Raw genomic sequence first — 15,284 nt, forward strand, 5'->3', positions numbered from 1 at the left:
GCTAAACTGCCGGGTTCAGGCGGCTGGTCAGAAGCTTTTCGACCTTGTGCATTGGGTGGTTGGTCAGGGTCTTGTCCACCTCGGCCACGACCTTGGCAAGTACCTCGCTGTGCAGGCGACGGCGCAACAGGCCCAGCACATGCGGGCTGGCAACCAGAACCAACCGATTGAAGGCCCCTTTCAATCCCTTACGGTTTAGAAGATTGGCAACATCCTGCACGAAAAGGGATTTGGCGTGGATTTTCCAGTTCGGCTCTTCAACCGACGATTTCTGGTTCGGCCCGGTATCAAAGCGCCGCCCGGCCCGGTCGGTGGGTCGGCTAACCCCATCCTGTTCTTCCACCGAAACAACCACCAGATTGGGGTCTTCGGCATCGGTGATGTTCTCGACGAACAACGCCTTTTCCCCATCGGCAATAACAACCCAGGTTCCCTGTTCAAGTGCGACCATCGTGATCTCCTGTCATGTTTCTACGGCCATCCCTCAATTAACAGGCATAGGTTTACCCCGACGCAACCATAGGTTTCCGGCGCGTTGCCTGTGCATTTTCATATGGTTAGCGGTTCTCTCCCTCCGCCACACCCAAGGTAGGCACTGCGAGGTTGCGTGCAAACCCGTCTCAGTATGAAACTTTGTTCATAGGCGGGTTTTCTCCTGTCAGGCTGACAGTTCGATCACCGTGATTTCGGGCGTTACACCAAAACGAACGGGCAGGATCGAACACCCGATCCCACCAGACACGACCAAATCGCGTCCGTCTTCGTGTACATGCCCATAGGCATAACGATTTCCGTACTTGGACGGCACCACCGGCGACCAACCAAACAGCCGCACCTGCCCACCATGCGTGTGGCCGGACAAAGTCAGCGCCACATTTTCCGGGATGTCGGGAAAGATATCAGGCTCATGCGCCATCATTACCACGGGCGCGTCGTCGGTCACTTGCGCCATGGTTCCCGGCAGATCATCCAGACCCACAAGCTTGCCATTGCGTCTGAAGGCAAGTTGATCCTCAAGCCCGGCCAGCCAGATGCCCAAATCGTCCAGGCGCATGGCCTCGTTGGACAGCACTTTGATGCCCTGCCCCTGAAACGCGGTGGCGAATTTGTTCGGCCCACCGCCACGCCGTTGGGCATCCTCATCATCCCACCAGTCGTGGTTTCCGAGAACAGCATAAACTCCGCTGCGCGCCTCAAGCTGTCCAAGAACCGGAGCCAGATCATCAGCTTCGACTTTAGCGGTGATGCCGTCGTAGTGGCCCGCATAATCCCCCAACAGCAAGATCAGATCGGGGGCCAGTGCATTGGTACGCCGCACTACCTGCCGGACACGATCAAGGCCGACATAAGGCTCACCAACGTGCAGATCGGACAGAACCGCGATCCGTAGCGGCTGCGCTGTCCAATCCTTGCGCCGCACGCGCCACTTGCGCACGCGCAATCGCAGCGAGGGCTCGATAAAAAACCCATAGGCTGCAACAAACAGGCCTGCCAGCGTAGTCGCCAGCAGGCCCTTTATGAACCTTCTGCGGTTCAAGGATTACATCCGCGATGCAACGTTTTCCCAGTTCACCAGATTGTCGAGGAAGTTCGACAGGTAAGCCGGGCGTTTGTTGCGGAAATCGATGTAATACGAGTGCTCCCAGACGTCACAACCCAGCAGCGCTGTCTGACCAAAACACAGCGGGTTCACGCCGTTTTCGGTCTTGGTTACAGCCAGCGAACCGTCCGCGTTCTTGACCAGCCACGCCCAGCCCGAACCGAACTGACCAGCACCAGCAGCGCTGAACTGCGACTTGAATTCGTCAACCGAGCCAAAGCTCTCTGTCAGGGCTTTTTCCAACTCACCAGGCATGGCGTTGCCTCCGGGGCCCATCATTTCCCAGAACTGGTTGTGGTTCCACAGTTGGCTGATGTTGTTGAAGATGCCGTTCTGCGCGACTGCGTTTGCGTCGTAGGTGCCAACGATGATCTCTTCCAGCGATTTGCCGTCCCACTCGGTTCCGGCGATCAGCTTGTTGCCGTTGTCGACATATGCCTTGTGGTGCAGATCGTGGTGATATTCCAGCGTTTCTGCGGACATTCCCTTGGCTGCCAGCGCGTCATGTGCATAAGGAAGATCAGGAAGTTCAAAAGCCATGTCGGCCCCCTGTTATAAATGTAAGTTGCGGTTCCCAAGGTTAAATGCTTTGACAGTCGCCATAGGTCAAGGCCCGTGACAATAAAACCCGGAGGTCCGCGATGCTGACACAGGCGCGCAAGATGTTTTACCGCGCCCGCGGGTACTATGCAGGCAGCCTGAATGGCGAGCCGTTTCATCTGGACCCCTATCATTCGAAATTCTGGCGCAAAGCCTCAGCCGGTGCGTGGGAGCCCGAAACTTTCGCCATTCTCGACGAATATCTCTCGTCCGACAGCGACTATCTGGATATCGGCGCCTGGATCGGCCCCACCGTACTTTACGGTGCCCGCCGCGCCCGGCACGTGTGGTGTTTTGAGCCCGACCCGACTGCATTCAGGTATCTGGCGTGGAATCTGGACCTGAACGACATCCACAACGTGTCGGCCTTTGGGGTGGCGCTGTCCAACCAGTTCGGCGTGGCCCGCATGGCCTCGGTACGCGGCGAGCCGGGCGATTCTACCAGTTCCTTACTGCATGACGGCACGCATGGCAGCGACGCCCTGACAATTGCATGGGATCAGTTTGAGGCCGCAAATGACCTGTCCGGCGTATCTCTGGTCAAAATGGATATCGAAGGGGCCGAATACTTCGTATTGCCCACTCTAATTGCCTGGTTGAAGAAACAGCGCCCCGCCCTGCTGCTATCACTGCACGCCCCGCTATTGGCAACGGATAATCGATTGGAGAAGACGAAAAACCTGTTGGATCTTTTGGGTTTCTATTCCGCGGTCGCTGACGAAAACTCCCAACCAATTACAACGGAACAACTATTGAATCCGAACGCTCTTGCGCAATACAAAACACTGTTGTTGCGCAATTGACAGTATCCCAAAAACGTTCTGAATAACTGCCTGGAACCTCTTGTTCTTTCTGCCTGTTTTTGAAATTTCCTGTACACGGATACAAGGAAATCGGAAAAATATTAAATATCTCAGCATTGTTGCTTTGGCCGCATTTTTTGCACACGGCGCCATGGCGGAAACAGTTACCTACAATTGCAAAATGACCAAACAGGACAGCCACGGCTGGATCGCGCGGAGCTATGCCTTTCAAGTGGACGCCGAAGACGGCTGGGCAAAGGTAGCGAGCAGACCTGAATGGATCGACACTAAATACAAAAGCCGTGGCAACAAGGGTGTTCGGATGGTCTGGACCGAAACACGACGCGCTTCTGCCGGTGGTAATTTGCGTGTCAAGTATCAGGCAAACCTAAATCCCGCTGATAACAGCCTCAAAGTTCGTATGTCTTTCGTCAGTACAAACGCCGCTAACAAACCTTGCGGTCTTGGCACTTGCAGCGTTGAAAGTTAAAAAAAATCCCCGGGATTTCCGGGGATTTTTTTTTTGAGTATACAAAACCAGCGAGCTTGCAGAACTCAGGAAGCGTAAAGCGACTCGATCGTGTTTATTGAACACTCTCCGAAACCCGATGGCCGGTTAAGCGCATTGGCTTGAGGAAATCTTGCGATCATGTCCAGACGCTGTTTTTCCGGGTTCAGTGTGGCTGTATAGCTTACATACACAAGCCCGTTATTTCTGGCGGGGATTTTCATTTTCCACATGAGCCTGTATTCGCCCTTGCGGGTTGTTTTGAATTTCACATCTTTAGGCTGCTTATCATCATAGTGATGAATGTAGGCGTCATAAGCCCGCGCACGCTTGTTTTCCGCATCAACACTCAGGATCACACGCTCGGCCATCCATCCTTCTTCCATCCGGTGCAAGTTGCAGTCATAGGTGACGACTTCAGCTTTCGCTGTGGTTGCAGCCAAGGTCAAAGCCAAGGCGGCTATCGCTTTCTTCATCGTCTTACGCTTTCAAGTTTTACCAATAACACTATAGCTTGCAGCCTTATCCCACTTAAAATTCAATACAATCTTAAGGGGAGACTGCCTTTGCACCTCTCTCATAAAAGGGCATCGAATTGTTGCGCAAGATGAAAAAGAAAACAGCCGCCTTTTTTGGGAAAGGCGGCTGTTATTTGTAACTTTTCTGCGGGGTTTATGAGGTCAATAAAACCCAACCTCACTGCTTGGCTGCGCCGCAACCTTGAGCAGTTTGAACACGTAATCCGCAGCCGACCGGAAACAGACAACACGGAAGGTCTCGGCGTCGTCCATCCAGAACGCCCCTGCCACCTGCGCCAAGCGCGAGCGGCGGATTTGGCCAGGTTGGAACGCATCGACCGACAGATCGACCGGGGCCAATTTGCCAACCACCTCGCGCGCGCCGGCGCCCGAGATGCGGAATACGGCCCGCGCGTCCGAGACATTGACCGCCAACGCGTGTGCGCCGCTAAGCGCGTTTGCCATTGCGGCCAACTTGGCCTCCACCTCGGCATACGGCACTAGCACCAGCAATTCGTCCGTGGACATCCAGCAAACGCCGGTGTCGCCATTGACCAGAGATTCACGCTGGCCGGGTACTTTCTGGCCTGTGGCATCCTTGACCGCTTTGACCAGCACTTTATCGGACAGGTCGCCCCGCAGGGTGATCATACCCTGCAGGCCACATTCCTCGACTTTGACAATACCGTCATAGCCGGCGTGATTCAGTGCGCTGATGGGTTCAGACATTCTGCTTCTCCCCGTCTTTGTCATAGAAGATCGGGTCCACGATCTTGGCTTTATAGGTTTTGCCGTCGGTACCCGGGAACTCGACGATCTCACCCATCCGGTCGGGTCCGTGCTTGATCAAGCCCATGGCGATGCCTTTGCCCAGATTGGCCGAGTAATAGGTCGAGGTAACGCGACCGATCATATTACGCTGACCGTTGGCGTTGACGCCGTCGCCTACTGCGTAAGCACCGTCAGGAATAACGGAACCATCCACAGTCTCAAGCCCCACCAGTTTCCAGCGGTCCGGATCGGCCATATGGGTGCGCGAATGGGCGCGTTTGCCGAGATAGTCCTCTTTCTTCTTGGACAGGGCCCAATGCAGCCCCAGATCCTGCGGGATCACGGTGCCGTCGGTCTCATCCCCGATCATGATAAAGCCCTTCTCGGCCCGCAGGATGTGCAGACATTCGGTGCCATAAGGCATCACACCGAACTCCTGCCCAGCCTCGACCAAAGCATCCCAGAATGCCTGCCCCTGCGAGGCAGGAACGGCGATCTCATAGGACAGCTCGCCCGAAAACGAGATGCGATAGGCACGGCAGTCGAAGTCGCCGATCTTGCCATCGCGCCACTCCATGAACGGCAGCGCCTCTTTGGACACATCCATACCGCCCAGCTTCTCCAACACCTTGCGGGCGTTGGGGCCGACAACGGCCACCTGAGCGTATTGCTCGGTCACGTTGGCGACATAAACTTTCCAGTCCCACCATTCGGTCTGCAGCCACTCTTCCATATGGCCGTGGATACGTTCCGCTCCGCCGGTGGTTGTGTGGCACAGCCAGGTATCTTCGTCGATGCGGGCAACAACGCCGTCGTCGATCAGAAAGCCATTTTCCGAACACATCAGGCCATAGCGGCATTTGCCGACCTTCAGCGTGGACATCATGTTAGTGTACATCATGTCCAGGAACTTGCCTGCGTCCGGGCCTTTGACGATCAGCTTGCCCAGCGTCGATGCGTCCAGCAGGCCGAGGTTTTCGCGCGTGTTCTTGACCTCGCGATTCACCGCGTCATGTACGGATTCACTTGGGCGGACATAAGCATAGGTCCGGCGCCAGTGGCCGACCGGCTCCCAATCGGCACCGTTTTTGTCGTGCCAGTCGTGCATCGGGGTTTGACGGATCGGTTGGAACACGTCGCCCCGCGCTTCGCCGCCAATCGACCCCATCGAGATCGGAGTATACGGTGGACGGAATGTGGTGGTACCGACTTTCGGAATCTCGGACTCCAACGCATCAGCAAGGATCGCCAGACCGTTGATATTGCTCAACTTACCCTGATCCGTGGCCATACCCAGCGTCGTGTAGCGCTTGGTGTGTTCAACGCTTTCATAGCCTTCACGCGCCGCCAGTTGGACGTCGGACACTTTGACGTCGTTCTGGAAATCCAGCCAGGACTTCATGCGCAGTTGAACCTCGGCATTGGCGGGCATCAACCAGACCGGCTCCATCGCGGCCTCGGCCGTGGTTTCACCCTTCGGCGCGTCGGCTGTTTTGGGTTTGAAACCCGCGCCATTGGCTGCGGCCTCACCTGCGGTTTGTGCGTCAGCCAGAACATCGCCCAGCGCCAGCGGGCCGTTGGCGGAACCGGCAGCTACGACAAAGCCCTCGCCGTTCGCGCCCAGCGGTGGACGTTCGGGGTCAGGACGGAAATGGGCGTTCGCGTCGTCCCAGATCAGTTTGCCACCGCAATGCGACCACAAATGAACGACCGGAGACCAGCCACCCGACATGGCAACGGCATCGCACTCAACTTCTTCGCGAGCGCCACCGATACCTTCCTGATTGCAGATCGCGACCTTTTTGACGCGCTTGCCACCTTTGACTTTGGCGACAGCTTTTCCGGGGTCCACCCGGATACCGAGCTGACGCGCCTCTTCGGCCATCGGGCCCGCAGCGGCACGTGCATCTATCACGCGCAGGACGTCCACTCCGGCCTGTTTCAGGATGATCGCGGTGCGATACCCATCATCATTGTTGGTGGCAACGATCACGCGCTCGCCCGGGGTGACACCCCAGTTCACCACATAGTCGCGCATGGCCGAAGCGAGCATCACACCCGGGACATCGTTGCCCGCGAAAGACAGCGGACGTTCAATTGCACCGGTTGCGGTCACAACCTGCTTGGCACGGATGCGCCACAGGCGGTGGCGTGGGCCCTGAATGCCCGGAGTATGGTCAGTCAGACGCTCATATCCCAGCACATAACCGTGGTCATAGACACCCGCGCCCATGCAGCGCAATCGCATGGTAACGCCGTCCATTGTTTCCAGTTCGGAAACCAATTGATCCACGAACTTATCCACAGGTGCGCCATCAACGGTGCCCCCATCGACCGGAGCGCGACCGCCCCAGTGTGCCGTTTGTTCGATAAGCATCACCTTGGCACCGGACGCAGCCGCCGCCTTTGCGGCCTGCAGACCGGCCACACCGCCGCCGATTACCAGAACATCGGTGAAGGCATAAAAATGCTCATAGGTGTCCGCGTCGCGGTTGTCTTTGTCGGGCGCTTTGCCCAGACCGGCCGACTGGCGGATGAACGGCTCATAAACGTATTTCCAGAACGGCTTGGGGTGGATGAACATCTTGTAGTAGAAGCCAGCCGGCAGAAAGCGAGACAGATGCGTGTTCACCGCCCCGATGTCGAATTCAAGGTTCGGCCAGTGGTTCTGTGAAATCGCGGTCAGACCGTTGAACAACTCGGTCGTGGTGGCGCGCTGGTTCGGCTCAAACCGGTTGCCCTGCCCCAGACCGACCAGTGCGTTCGGCTCTTCCGCGCCGCTGGCGACAACGCCGCGCGGGCGGTGATACTTGAACGACCGGCCCATCATCATCTGATCATTGGCCAGCAGGGCCGAGGCGAGCGTATCGCCCTCGTACCCCTGCATCGAGGTGCCGTTGAAGGTAAAGGTGACCTGTTTCGACCGGTCAATCAGCCGGCCTTGTTTTGCGAGACGGGTGCTCATGTTGCGGACCTTTCGCAGGCGGAATTACGGGTGGTGACGCGGGTCATTCGAACTCTCTCCAAGTCCAGCCGGGGCGCTTGGCCGAGATGGCATCCTTAATCTCTTTCGGAGGTTCGGTGACCTGTGCGGAATACGTGCCAAACACCTCAAGCGTCTGGGTACAGCGCGCGGCGTGGAACCACTTGCCACAGCCATTTGCGTGGCGCCAGCGTTCCAAATGGACGCCTTTGGGGTTTTCGCGCATAAACAGGTAGTCGTGGAACTCGTCATCCGACGAGCCCGGACCGAAACGCTTCAGATGCGCCTCGCCTCCAGCGGCCAGTTCGGTTTCTTCGGCGTCGACGCCGCAATACGGGCAATTCAGGATCAGCATGTGTTCATCCTTTTGGCGGTCGGTCGGCACAATGGCCGACCTGAATTCTGTTTGTGGGCAACCTCGAGCAGCGCCCTTAGTGCGCCACCCCGGCGGCAACGCTTTCGTCGATGAAGCGGCCCTCTTTGAAACGGTCCAGCGAAAACGCTTCGGTCAGCGGCGAATGGCCGGTGGCCATCAACTGCGCCATCCCCCAGCCGGACCCCGGGATTGCCTTGAAGCCACCTGTGCCCCAACCACCGTTGATGAAGCAGCCTTGTAGCGGCGTCTTCGACAGGATGGGCGAGCGGTCACCGGTCATATCCACGATACCACCCCACTGGCGCAGCATCTTCAGACGCGAAATCATCGGGAAGGTCTCGACCAACGCGCGGACGGTTTCCTCGATATGGTGGAAGGACCCGCGCTGAGTGAAGTTGTTATAGGCATCAGTACCGCCACCAATCACCATCTCACCCTTGTCGGACTGAGACATGTAACCGTGCACGGTGTTGGCCATCACGACCACGTCCATGCAAGGCTTGATCGGTTCAGATACCAGCGCTTGCAGGGCGATCGCCTCAAGCGGAAGACGGAAGCCTGCCATCTCGGCCAGCTGACCTGAATGGCCTGCGACCACGATGCCCAGTTTTTCGCAGTCAATCGCGCCTTTGGTGGTATCTACGCCAACGACACGGCCGTCCTGAGAACGCACACCTGTGACTTCGCATTGCTGGATGATGTCCATGCCCATGGCCGAACACGCGCGGGCATAGCCCCACGCCACAGCATCGTGCCGCGCGGTGCCACCGCGTTCTTGCCACAGAGCCCCCAGAACCGGATAGCGCGGACCGTCAATATTGATGATCGGGACCAGCTGTTTCACACGCTCTGGCCCAATCCACTCGGTCTGCACGCCCTGCAGCGCATTGGCATGGGCGGTGCGCTGATAACCGCGGATTTCGTGCTGTGTCTGCGCCAGCATCATCACACCGCGGGGGCTGAACATGATGTTATAGTTCAGGTCCTGACTCAGGTCCTCATAGAGGCCACGCGCCTTTTCATAGATCGCCGCCGACGGATCCTGCAGATAGTTCGACCGGATGATGGTTGTATTCCGACCTGTATTGCCACCACCCAACCAGCCTTTTTCGATCACGGCGACGTTCTGGATGCCGTAATTCTTGCCAAGATAATAGGCGGTCGCCAGACCATGCCCCCCTGCGCCGACGATTATAACGTCGTACCGCTTTTTCGGTTCGGGCGAGCGCCACGCGCGCTCCCATCCGGTGTGATAGCGCAGGGCCTCCCGCGCCACAGCAAAGGCTGAGTAGTGTTTCATGAGCGAATCCATCCGGTTCGGTGATTGGCGCAGATATGCCGTGCGCGAACACTTTACCCCTGCCGCACAGCGCCACAATATCGAACTATTGCGACATCCGCCCTTTTATTGCGACATGACGTCCTCTCGCGGCCATTTGTCCCTTTTGTCGCCCCGCCGAGAGGTCTAAGTCAGGGCAGCCATATCGGAGAAACCATGTCGTTCCTGGTCGTCACCATTCTAACCGCACTGCTGATTGCCCTGTTCCTGGGCTTTTCCCTGCTCCGCAGCCGCAAAACACGTGAGCCTGCGGCGGCATATGATCTGCGTGTCTATCGCGAGCAGCTGGCGGGCGTGGACAAGGATCTGGCCCGTGGCGTTATCGGCGAGGCCGACGCAGACCGGGTCCGCACGGAAATCTCACGCCGCATTCTGGCCGCCGACGCGCAGATGCAGGCCGGGGTTGATCGCGCCGGACCTCCTCGCTGGGCCAGCGTTACCGCCTTTGCTGTCATCGCGCTTGTCGTCGTGGGCGGTGCGATCTGGATGTATCGCCAGATGGGTGCCGCGGGGCTGCCGGATCAGCCCTTGTCGCTGCGGCTGGAGCAAGCCGAAACTCTGCGTGCCGAACGCCCCAGCCAGGCCGAAGCCGAAGCAGCCGCCCCGCCCGCACAATTGCCGCAGCTGGATGAGAGTTATGCCAATCTTCTGAATCAGTTGCGCGAGACTGTTGCAGCACGCCCCGATGATCTGCAAGGCCATATCCTGCTGGCTCAACACGAGGCGAATGCAGGCAATTTTCCCGCCGCTTACGCAGCCCAGCAACGTGTGATCGAGCTGTCTGGCGACGATATCCCCGCCGATGCCTTTTCCCATCTGGCCGAGATGATGATCCTGTCCGTGGGCGGCTATGTTTCGCCCGAGGCCGAAGAGGCATTGAGGCAGGCGCTGAAACGCGACCCGCGCCATGGGCCGGCGCAATACTATCTAGGGCAGATGATGGTGCAGATCGGACGCCCCGACGTTGGATACCGGGTCTGGGTCGATGCCCTCCGCGATGCCCCTGTCGGCGCGCCATGGGCCGAAGCCATTAGGGCCCAATTGGACGAGCTGGCTTTCCGCGCCGGGGTATTCAACGCGCCTGAAATACCTGCTGCCCCCGGCCCCAGTCAGGGTGACGTCGACGCCGCAGCCGAACTGACACCGGAAGAACGGCAAGAAATGATCAAGGGCATGGTCAACCAACTGTCTGAACGTCTGGCCTCTGAGGGCGGTTCACCCGAGGAATGGGCGCGTCTGATTGCAGCCCTTGGCGTGTTGGGCGAAGGTCAGCGGGCCATCGACATCAAAAACGAGGCTATGGCAGTCTTTGCCGGAAATGCCGATGCCATCGAACTGATCGACGCCGCCGCATTGCAGGCCGGAATTGCACAATGATTCACGACGCATTCGAAGAATTTGCTGCCGCCCTGCCGCCGATGACTGCGCTGATGGGTCTGGATCTGGGCGAAAAAACCATCGGGGTCGCCGTCTCGGACCGGATGCGCGGTGTGGCCAGCCCGTTGGAGACCGTGCGGCGCAAAAAATTCACCCTGGATTCCGCGCGATTGCTGGAACTGATCGCTGACCGCGAGATTGGCGGTGTCATTCTGGGTCTGCCAAAAAACATGGACGGAACCGAAGGTCCGCGCTGCCAATCCACCCGCGCCTTTGCCCGAAACCTGTCGCGGCTGACCGAGGTTTCCATCGGGTTCTGGGACGAACGGCTCAGCACGGTTGCGGCCGAAAAGGCACTGCTTGAGGCGGATACGACACGAAAACGTCGCGGACAGGTTATCGATCACGTCGCGGCTGGTTATATTCTGCAAGGGGCGCTGGACAGGCTGCGCTTTCTTTAGTTGCAACGGGATACGGCAATGACGAACATGGTTTGGAAAAGGAACGAGGTCGAAAGCCCCTGTATCCAGATCTGCGTCGTTCACCCGACCGAACGTATCTGTACCGGTTGCTACCGCACGATCGACGAAATCTCGCGCTGGTCTAAAATGGACAGCAACGAGCGTGCTGAGATCATGGAAAACCTGCCCTCACGCAAACCCCAGCTGACCAAACGCCGGGGTGGTCGTGCCGCACGCCTGAAAAAGTCTTAAATTCTATCCAGATCCTGGACATGGACTGAATCTGCGCCGCTGCAGGTTGGTCTGAACTTCGAGGGGGATCAAGTTCGAACACTTGTGGTGAGTGAGTGGCAACCCACAGCGACGCGCTTCAGTTTTCAGGTTCCTCCGAAGTGGTTACGCGGAAGAACAAGGCATTGCTAATCGTTTTTTGACCATTCAATCAAGAAAAACAAAGCCTGACCTAGCATGACCTGACGTAAGCGTCAGGTTTAATCTTGGCCTACCCGGCAGCCAGCCAGGATTTGGCATTTTCGATATCCTCAGATGCAAAGAACTGAGTTCTCGTGCCCAGAACATGACTGGCCGCCCGTTGCGCCATATGTTGCCACGTTTTGTCCCCAACGATGGCCGCGCGATCCAGCATCCCGGCATGTTTCCGAACCAGTTTGAAATGCGATGCCAGCGCTGACAGACCCTGCCAGCCGTCAAATTCCCGCAAGTCGATCAACAACCGGAACCCCTCCTTGGCTTGCAACAGGTTATCGAGGTCCCGTTCCGCCCGGCTGAATTCGTCGGGGTCCAGCTTTCCCAAGAGGCTGATCTGAATGCACGGCCCACCCAGATCAACCACGTGAATCGACCCCAAAGATTCGCGCATCCAGCGTCGGGCGGCCTCCAGTTCGGAAAGCGCAAAGACTTGCACCGGGCATGGCAGGATCGGGGCAGCAAGGCGGATACTGGTCTTTACCCAACCCTGATCCGCCGCCACGCCAATGCGATCAAATCCGCGCCAGTGGCTCAGCCCCAGCTTTGTATCGGCCCAAGCGGCACTTAGATCGTAACCCTTGAATTCCGGCTGAACGACGGCCAGCAGACGCACGTTTTCATGTTCGGTCAATGCGGCCTCGATAGCGGGCACCAGAACCTCGCTGTAATCAGTACTGGTCACCTCGCCGGACAGTTCGACTTCCAGCAATGCTCCGTCCGAATTCCTGTGGACTGTAATCATCAAAAAACCTCCAAATCCGAATAATGGCAGGAGGTTAGGCGGATTCGATCCATTCGGCTACTCCCCCGGCGCACTCGGGGCGGAAATAGGCGATCATGCGTCCATCCGCCCCGGCCGAAGCATTGGCGCCCCATGGGGCCACCCCATGCAGGCAATGACGGTGCAACAGGTAGGCCTCACCGGGTTTGGCGGGCAATTCGATGCGTGGGCAAGTGTCGAAAACTTCGCGGCGCGCAGCCTGATACGCCTCGGTTATATCCACCTGATGCAGACTATTGCGTGGGTGCCCGTCCAGCGCGTGTTTGAACGCGGCGCGCAGGATTTTATGACTGCCTTCCCACAGCACCATGGGGGCGGCATCAATACTGGCATCGTTCAGAGGAATGCCCAATATCCAAGCATGCGGCTCATCCACGCGCCGCCGCCGATCCGGTCCCGCGGGCCGCAACCCGTCCACATGTGCCGCGTCCCGCTTCAACCGATACTGCCCGGCGCTGGCGCTTTCGCCCTGTCGCGGGCGTGGATAGCCGGGGTAGATGACCGAGACCTGCCCCTTGTGTAGCGGCAGTTCTCCGTACTGATCGGTGATGAAATCCATGGCCTGGCCGGACAACACCCCCGATTGCCCAACCCTGCCCCGCGGGTCATTGTCCAACGCGTCGACGCCAATAAACCATGTCCCCTCACAATCCAGCCATTGGGCATGGGCTGGGTCAGTGACAGATGCACGGGCAGCGGGCAGCGCGTGCCCTACCCACTCGGCCAGCACCGGATCGAAGGGGAACCTGATCCAGCCATTTTCGTGAAAATCGCTCATAACCCCAGTGCCTTACGCAGCATGTTCAGGGCGACCAGCGTCAGGAACACCGCAAACACGCGTCTGAGGGGTTTGGGGTTCATCGCATGAGCCAGCTTTACCCCCAACGGTGCGGTGATTGTCGTCATGGCGACAACGATACCAAATGCGACCAGATTGACCGCCCCGATGGTCAGAGGCGGGCGGTGTTCCGGCGGAACGTCCAGAAACAGAAAGCCCAGAACCGAAGGCACCGCGATGATCACGCCAAAACCGGCAGCAGTTGCCACGGCGCGGTGAATGGGCGTGTTGTAAAGGCTCATCAGTGGCACGCCGAAACTGCCGCCTCCGATCCCCATCAACACCGAAAGAAAGCCCACGGGGGGCGACAGTACGGCACGTTTGATCCCTTTGGGCATGGCGTCACCCAACCGCCATTCAGATTTGCCTAGCCCAAGATAGGCCCCGATGACCATCCCCAGCACGCCAAACAAAATCTGCAGAACCTCGGTCCGCAGCGCCGAGGCCACCAGAACGCCGATGATCGCGCCGACCGCAATCCCAGGCCCCCAGCCGCGCAGGATATCCCAATCCACTGCGCCTTTTTTGTTGTGCGACAGCACCGATCGTAAAGAGGTCACGATGATCGTCGCCAAAGAGGTCGCCAGACACAGCTGCATCAACTGCGGGCCGCCATATCCAAGCGTCTGGAAGGCATAGAAAAAGGCGGGCACCAGCACGATACCCCCGCCAACCCCCAGCAATCCGGCCAGCACACCGGCCAGCGCCCCGATTACAAGCAAAAGGCCCAGCATCTGGGCCAGCAACATCGTCTCGGGCATCTTCCCCCCATAGCGGCCTGTGGCCGTAACTTGATCCGCTCAAACCTCGACCAGAGGCGCCACGCGCTCCAGTGCCTGCAACATCACCTCGGGGCCCGCGCCCTCATGCACCGCGCCTTCGGACAAGGCCCGCCGCCAGGCCCGCGCACCGGGGCGACCGGCAAACAAGCCCAGCATATGACGAGTGATCTGGTGCAACCGGCCCCCTTCGACAAGGTGAGCCTCGACATAGGGAACTATTTTCTGCACAACTTCGACGGGATCAGCGGCCTGCCCGGTGCCGTAGATCAGCGGGTCGGCTTCCGCCAAAATGTCGGTCGGCTGATGATAGGCCGCGCGCCCGATCATGACGCCGTCCAACCCTGCCTCAAGATGCGTTCGCGCCTGATCCAGAGAGGTAATGCCCCCATTGATCGAGATATGCAGATCGGGAAATGCCGCCTTCATCCGGTGAACCAGATCATAATCCAAAGGCGGAATATCGCGGTTTTCCTTGGGGCTGAGACCCTGCAACCAAGCCTTACGCGCGTGGATTGTCACCCGTTCGCAACCGGCCGCGCGGATTTGGTCCAGAAATGTTGGCAGAACCTCTTCGGGGTTTTGTTCATCCACGCCGATCCGGCATTTGACCGTCACGTCAACATCCACAACCTCACACATAGCAGATACGCATTCGGCAACCCGGCCCGGGTCCTTCATCAAAACCGCCCCAAACGTGCCGGACTGCACCCGATCCGAAGGGCAGCCGCAGTTCAGGTTGACTTCATCATAGCCCGCCTCGGTCCCAAGCTGCGCTGCCTGCGCCAATTCTTTTGGGTCGGACCCGCCCAGTTGCAGCGCTACGGGGTGTTCCTGAGGGCTGTATCTCAGCAAATGCATCGCCCCACCGCGCACCAGCGCTGGGGCCGTCACCATTTCCGTGTAAAGCAACGCCTGCCCACTGAGCAGCCGGTGCAGATAGCGACAGTGCCGATCCGTCCAGTCCATCATGGGGGCAACGGACAGACGGGCCGCGCGCCTAAGTCCACCCCCTTTCAGGGCTGTGTTTTCTGCTAAATTCGACATACTTTCCGCGCCCG

The 15,284-nt window shown here is 58.4% G+C and carries 18 protein-coding genes; 6 read left to right on the forward strand and 12 right to left on the reverse strand.

The window, feature by feature from the left end; genetic code table 11:
* Position 1: 1 nt before the first annotated feature.
* The 3 genes from ACR0B8_RS07290 to ACR0B8_RS07300 all read right to left on the reverse strand — a co-directional run bounded on the left by ACR0B8_RS07290 (position 2) and on the right by ACR0B8_RS07300 (position 2,140).
* A complete protein-coding gene (locus ACR0B8_RS07290; RefSeq protein ID WP_170359099.1) occupies positions 2-451 on the reverse strand; it encodes a host attachment family protein in 450 nt (149 codons plus the stop codon).
* A 207-nt stretch (positions 452-658) separates the two neighbouring features.
* The gene (locus tag ACR0B8_RS07295; protein WP_480658068.1) at positions 659-1,537 is read right to left on the reverse strand and encodes a metallophosphoesterase; all 879 of its coding nucleotides are present in this window, start codon (positions 1,535-1,537) and stop codon (positions 659-661) included.
* 3 nt (positions 1,538-1,540) lie between these two features.
* Positions 1,541-2,140 carry a superoxide dismutase gene (locus tag ACR0B8_RS07300; protein WP_113789565.1) on the reverse strand — a complete coding sequence of 200 codons (600 nt, stop codon included), beginning with the start codon at positions 2,138-2,140 and terminating at the stop codon, positions 1,541-1,543.
* Positions 2,141-2,241: 101 nt separating this feature from the next.
* On the opposite strand from ACR0B8_RS07300, the gene ACR0B8_RS07305 reads away from it, so the two are divergent.
* Together ACR0B8_RS07305 and ACR0B8_RS07310 are read left to right on the forward strand one after the other, a co-directional pair.
* A complete protein-coding gene (locus ACR0B8_RS07305) occupies positions 2,242-3,003 on the forward strand; it encodes an FkbM family methyltransferase (protein WP_480658066.1) in 762 nt (253 codons plus the stop codon).
* Between the two features lie 40 nt (positions 3,004-3,043).
* On the forward strand, positions 3,044-3,493 hold the full coding sequence (locus ACR0B8_RS07310; RefSeq protein WP_226688290.1) for a hypothetical protein: 450 nt from the start codon (positions 3,044-3,046) through the stop codon (positions 3,491-3,493).
* Between the two features lie 65 nt (positions 3,494-3,558).
* Here the strand turns inward: ACR0B8_RS07310 and ACR0B8_RS07315 are convergent, their stop codons facing one another.
* From ACR0B8_RS07315 to ACR0B8_RS07335, 5 genes are all read right to left on the reverse strand, one after another.
* Positions 3,559-3,987 carry a hypothetical protein gene (locus tag ACR0B8_RS07315; RefSeq protein WP_170396284.1) on the reverse strand — a complete coding sequence of 143 codons (429 nt, stop codon included), beginning with the start codon at positions 3,985-3,987 and terminating at the stop codon, positions 3,559-3,561.
* A gap of 204 nt (positions 3,988-4,191) precedes the next feature.
* Positions 4,192-4,758: a sarcosine oxidase subunit gamma gene (locus tag ACR0B8_RS07320; RefSeq protein WP_226688289.1), complete on the reverse strand. Its 567-nt coding sequence runs from the start codon at positions 4,756-4,758 to the stop codon at positions 4,192-4,194.
* Positions 4,751-7,765: a sarcosine oxidase subunit alpha family protein gene (locus tag ACR0B8_RS07325; RefSeq protein WP_226688288.1), complete on the reverse strand. Its 3,015-nt coding sequence runs from the start codon at positions 7,763-7,765 to the stop codon at positions 4,751-4,753. The genes ACR0B8_RS07320 and ACR0B8_RS07325 overlap by 8 nt, the downstream gene beginning before the upstream one ends.
* Positions 7,766-7,808: 43 nt before the next feature.
* The gene (locus ACR0B8_RS07330) at positions 7,809-8,138 is read right to left on the reverse strand and encodes a sarcosine oxidase subunit delta (RefSeq protein WP_170349132.1); all 330 of its coding nucleotides are present in this window, start codon (positions 8,136-8,138) and stop codon (positions 7,809-7,811) included.
* 76 nt (positions 8,139-8,214) lie between these two features.
* Entirely contained in the window at positions 8,215-9,459 is a 1,245-nt protein-coding gene (locus tag ACR0B8_RS07335; RefSeq protein ID WP_170349133.1) for a sarcosine oxidase subunit beta family protein, read from the reverse strand.
* Between ACR0B8_RS07335 and ACR0B8_RS07340 the strand changes: the two genes are divergently transcribed.
* From ACR0B8_RS07340 to ACR0B8_RS07355, 4 genes are read left to right on the forward strand one after another with little or no spacing between them, the layout of a single operon-like run.
* Complete coding sequence (locus ACR0B8_RS07340; RefSeq protein WP_170349134.1) at positions 9,458-9,628, forward strand: hypothetical protein; 171 nt, start codon at positions 9,458-9,460, stop codon at positions 9,626-9,628. The two genes, ACR0B8_RS07335 and ACR0B8_RS07340, sit on opposite strands and share 2 nt — an antisense overlap.
* Positions 9,629-9,654: 26 nt before the next feature.
* Positions 9,655-10,875, forward strand: a complete 1,221-nt coding sequence (gene ccmI / locus ACR0B8_RS07345; protein ID WP_170359114.1) for a c-type cytochrome biogenesis protein CcmI — start codon at positions 9,655-9,657, stop codon at positions 10,873-10,875.
* Positions 10,872-11,336: a Holliday junction resolvase RuvX gene (ruvX, locus tag ACR0B8_RS07350; protein WP_170349136.1), complete on the forward strand. Its 465-nt coding sequence runs from the start codon at positions 10,872-10,874 to the stop codon at positions 11,334-11,336. Before ccmI ends, ruvX begins: the two co-directional genes overlap by 4 nt.
* A gap of 18 nt (positions 11,337-11,354) precedes the next feature.
* Positions 11,355-11,588, forward strand: a complete 234-nt coding sequence (locus ACR0B8_RS07355; protein WP_170359116.1) for a DUF1289 domain-containing protein — start codon at positions 11,355-11,357, stop codon at positions 11,586-11,588.
* Between the two features lie 250 nt (positions 11,589-11,838).
* Here ACR0B8_RS07355 and ACR0B8_RS07360 read toward each other — a convergent pair whose 3' ends face one another.
* The 4 genes from ACR0B8_RS07360 to dusA are packed head-to-tail and all read right to left on the reverse strand — an operon-like array spanning position 11,839 to position 15,270.
* A complete protein-coding gene (locus ACR0B8_RS07360; RefSeq protein WP_170359118.1) occupies positions 11,839-12,567 on the reverse strand; it encodes a SpoIIAA family protein in 729 nt (242 codons plus the stop codon).
* 34 nt (positions 12,568-12,601) lie between these two features.
* Complete coding sequence (locus ACR0B8_RS07365) at positions 12,602-13,384, reverse strand: hypothetical protein (protein WP_170359120.1); 783 nt, start codon at positions 13,382-13,384, stop codon at positions 12,602-12,604.
* Entirely contained in the window at positions 13,381-14,205 is an 825-nt protein-coding gene (locus ACR0B8_RS07370) for a sulfite exporter TauE/SafE family protein (RefSeq protein WP_170359122.1), read from the reverse strand. Before ACR0B8_RS07370 ends, ACR0B8_RS07365 begins: the two co-directional genes overlap by 4 nt.
* Positions 14,206-14,244: 39 nt before the next feature.
* Positions 14,245-15,270 carry a tRNA dihydrouridine(20/20a) synthase DusA gene (gene dusA / locus ACR0B8_RS07375; protein ID WP_170349141.1) on the reverse strand — a complete coding sequence of 342 codons (1,026 nt, stop codon included), beginning with the start codon at positions 15,268-15,270 and terminating at the stop codon, positions 14,245-14,247.
* Positions 15,271-15,284 lie beyond the last annotated feature (14 nt).

It is taken from the genome of Ruegeria sp. BH6, from assembly GCF_056538105.1.

Coding starts and splice junctions, on each gene's coding strand:
- ACR0B8_RS07290 (WP_170359099.1), bottom strand. CDS start 451: ATGGTCGCACTTGAACAGGGAACCTGGGTTGTTATTGCCGATGGGGAA.
- ACR0B8_RS07300 (WP_113789565.1), bottom strand. CDS start 2,140: ATGGCTTTTGAACTTCCTGATCTTCCTTATGCACATGACGCGCTGGCA.
- ACR0B8_RS07305 (WP_480658066.1), top strand. CDS start 2,242: ATGCTGACACAGGCGCGCAAGATGTTTTACCGCGCCCGCGGGTACTAT.
- ACR0B8_RS07315 (WP_170396284.1), bottom strand. CDS start 3,987: ATGAAGAAAGCGATAGCCGCCTTGGCTTTGACCTTGGCTGCAACCACA.
- ACR0B8_RS07320 (WP_226688289.1), bottom strand. CDS start 4,758: ATGTCTGAACCCATCAGCGCACTGAATCACGCCGGCTATGACGGTATT.
- ACR0B8_RS07325 (WP_226688288.1), bottom strand. CDS start 7,765: ATGAGCACCCGTCTCGCAAAACAAGGCCGGCTGATTGACCGGTCGAAA.
- ACR0B8_RS07330 (WP_170349132.1), bottom strand. CDS start 8,138: ATGCTGATCCTGAATTGCCCGTATTGCGGCGTCGACGCCGAAGAAACC.
- ACR0B8_RS07340 (WP_170349134.1), top strand. CDS start 9,458: ATGAGCGAATCCATCCGGTTCGGTGATTGGCGCAGATATGCCGTGCGC.
- ACR0B8_RS07335 (WP_170349133.1), bottom strand. CDS start 9,459: ATGAAACACTACTCAGCCTTTGCTGTGGCGCGGGAGGCCCTGCGCTAT.
- ccmI (WP_170359114.1), top strand. CDS start 9,655: ATGTCGTTCCTGGTCGTCACCATTCTAACCGCACTGCTGATTGCCCTG.
- ruvX (WP_170349136.1), top strand. CDS start 10,872: ATGATTCACGACGCATTCGAAGAATTTGCTGCCGCCCTGCCGCCGATG.
- ACR0B8_RS07355 (WP_170359116.1), top strand. CDS start 11,355: ATGACGAACATGGTTTGGAAAAGGAACGAGGTCGAAAGCCCCTGTATC.
- ACR0B8_RS07360 (WP_170359118.1), bottom strand. CDS start 12,567: ATGATTACAGTCCACAGGAATTCGGACGGAGCATTGCTGGAAGTCGAA.
- ACR0B8_RS07365 (WP_170359120.1), bottom strand. CDS start 13,384: ATGAGCGATTTTCACGAAAATGGCTGGATCAGGTTCCCCTTCGATCCG.
- ACR0B8_RS07370 (WP_170359122.1), bottom strand. CDS start 14,205: ATGCCCGAGACGATGTTGCTGGCCCAGATGCTGGGCCTTTTGCTTGTA.
- dusA (WP_170349141.1), bottom strand. CDS start 15,270: ATGTCGAATTTAGCAGAAAACACAGCCCTGAAAGGGGGTGGACTTAGG.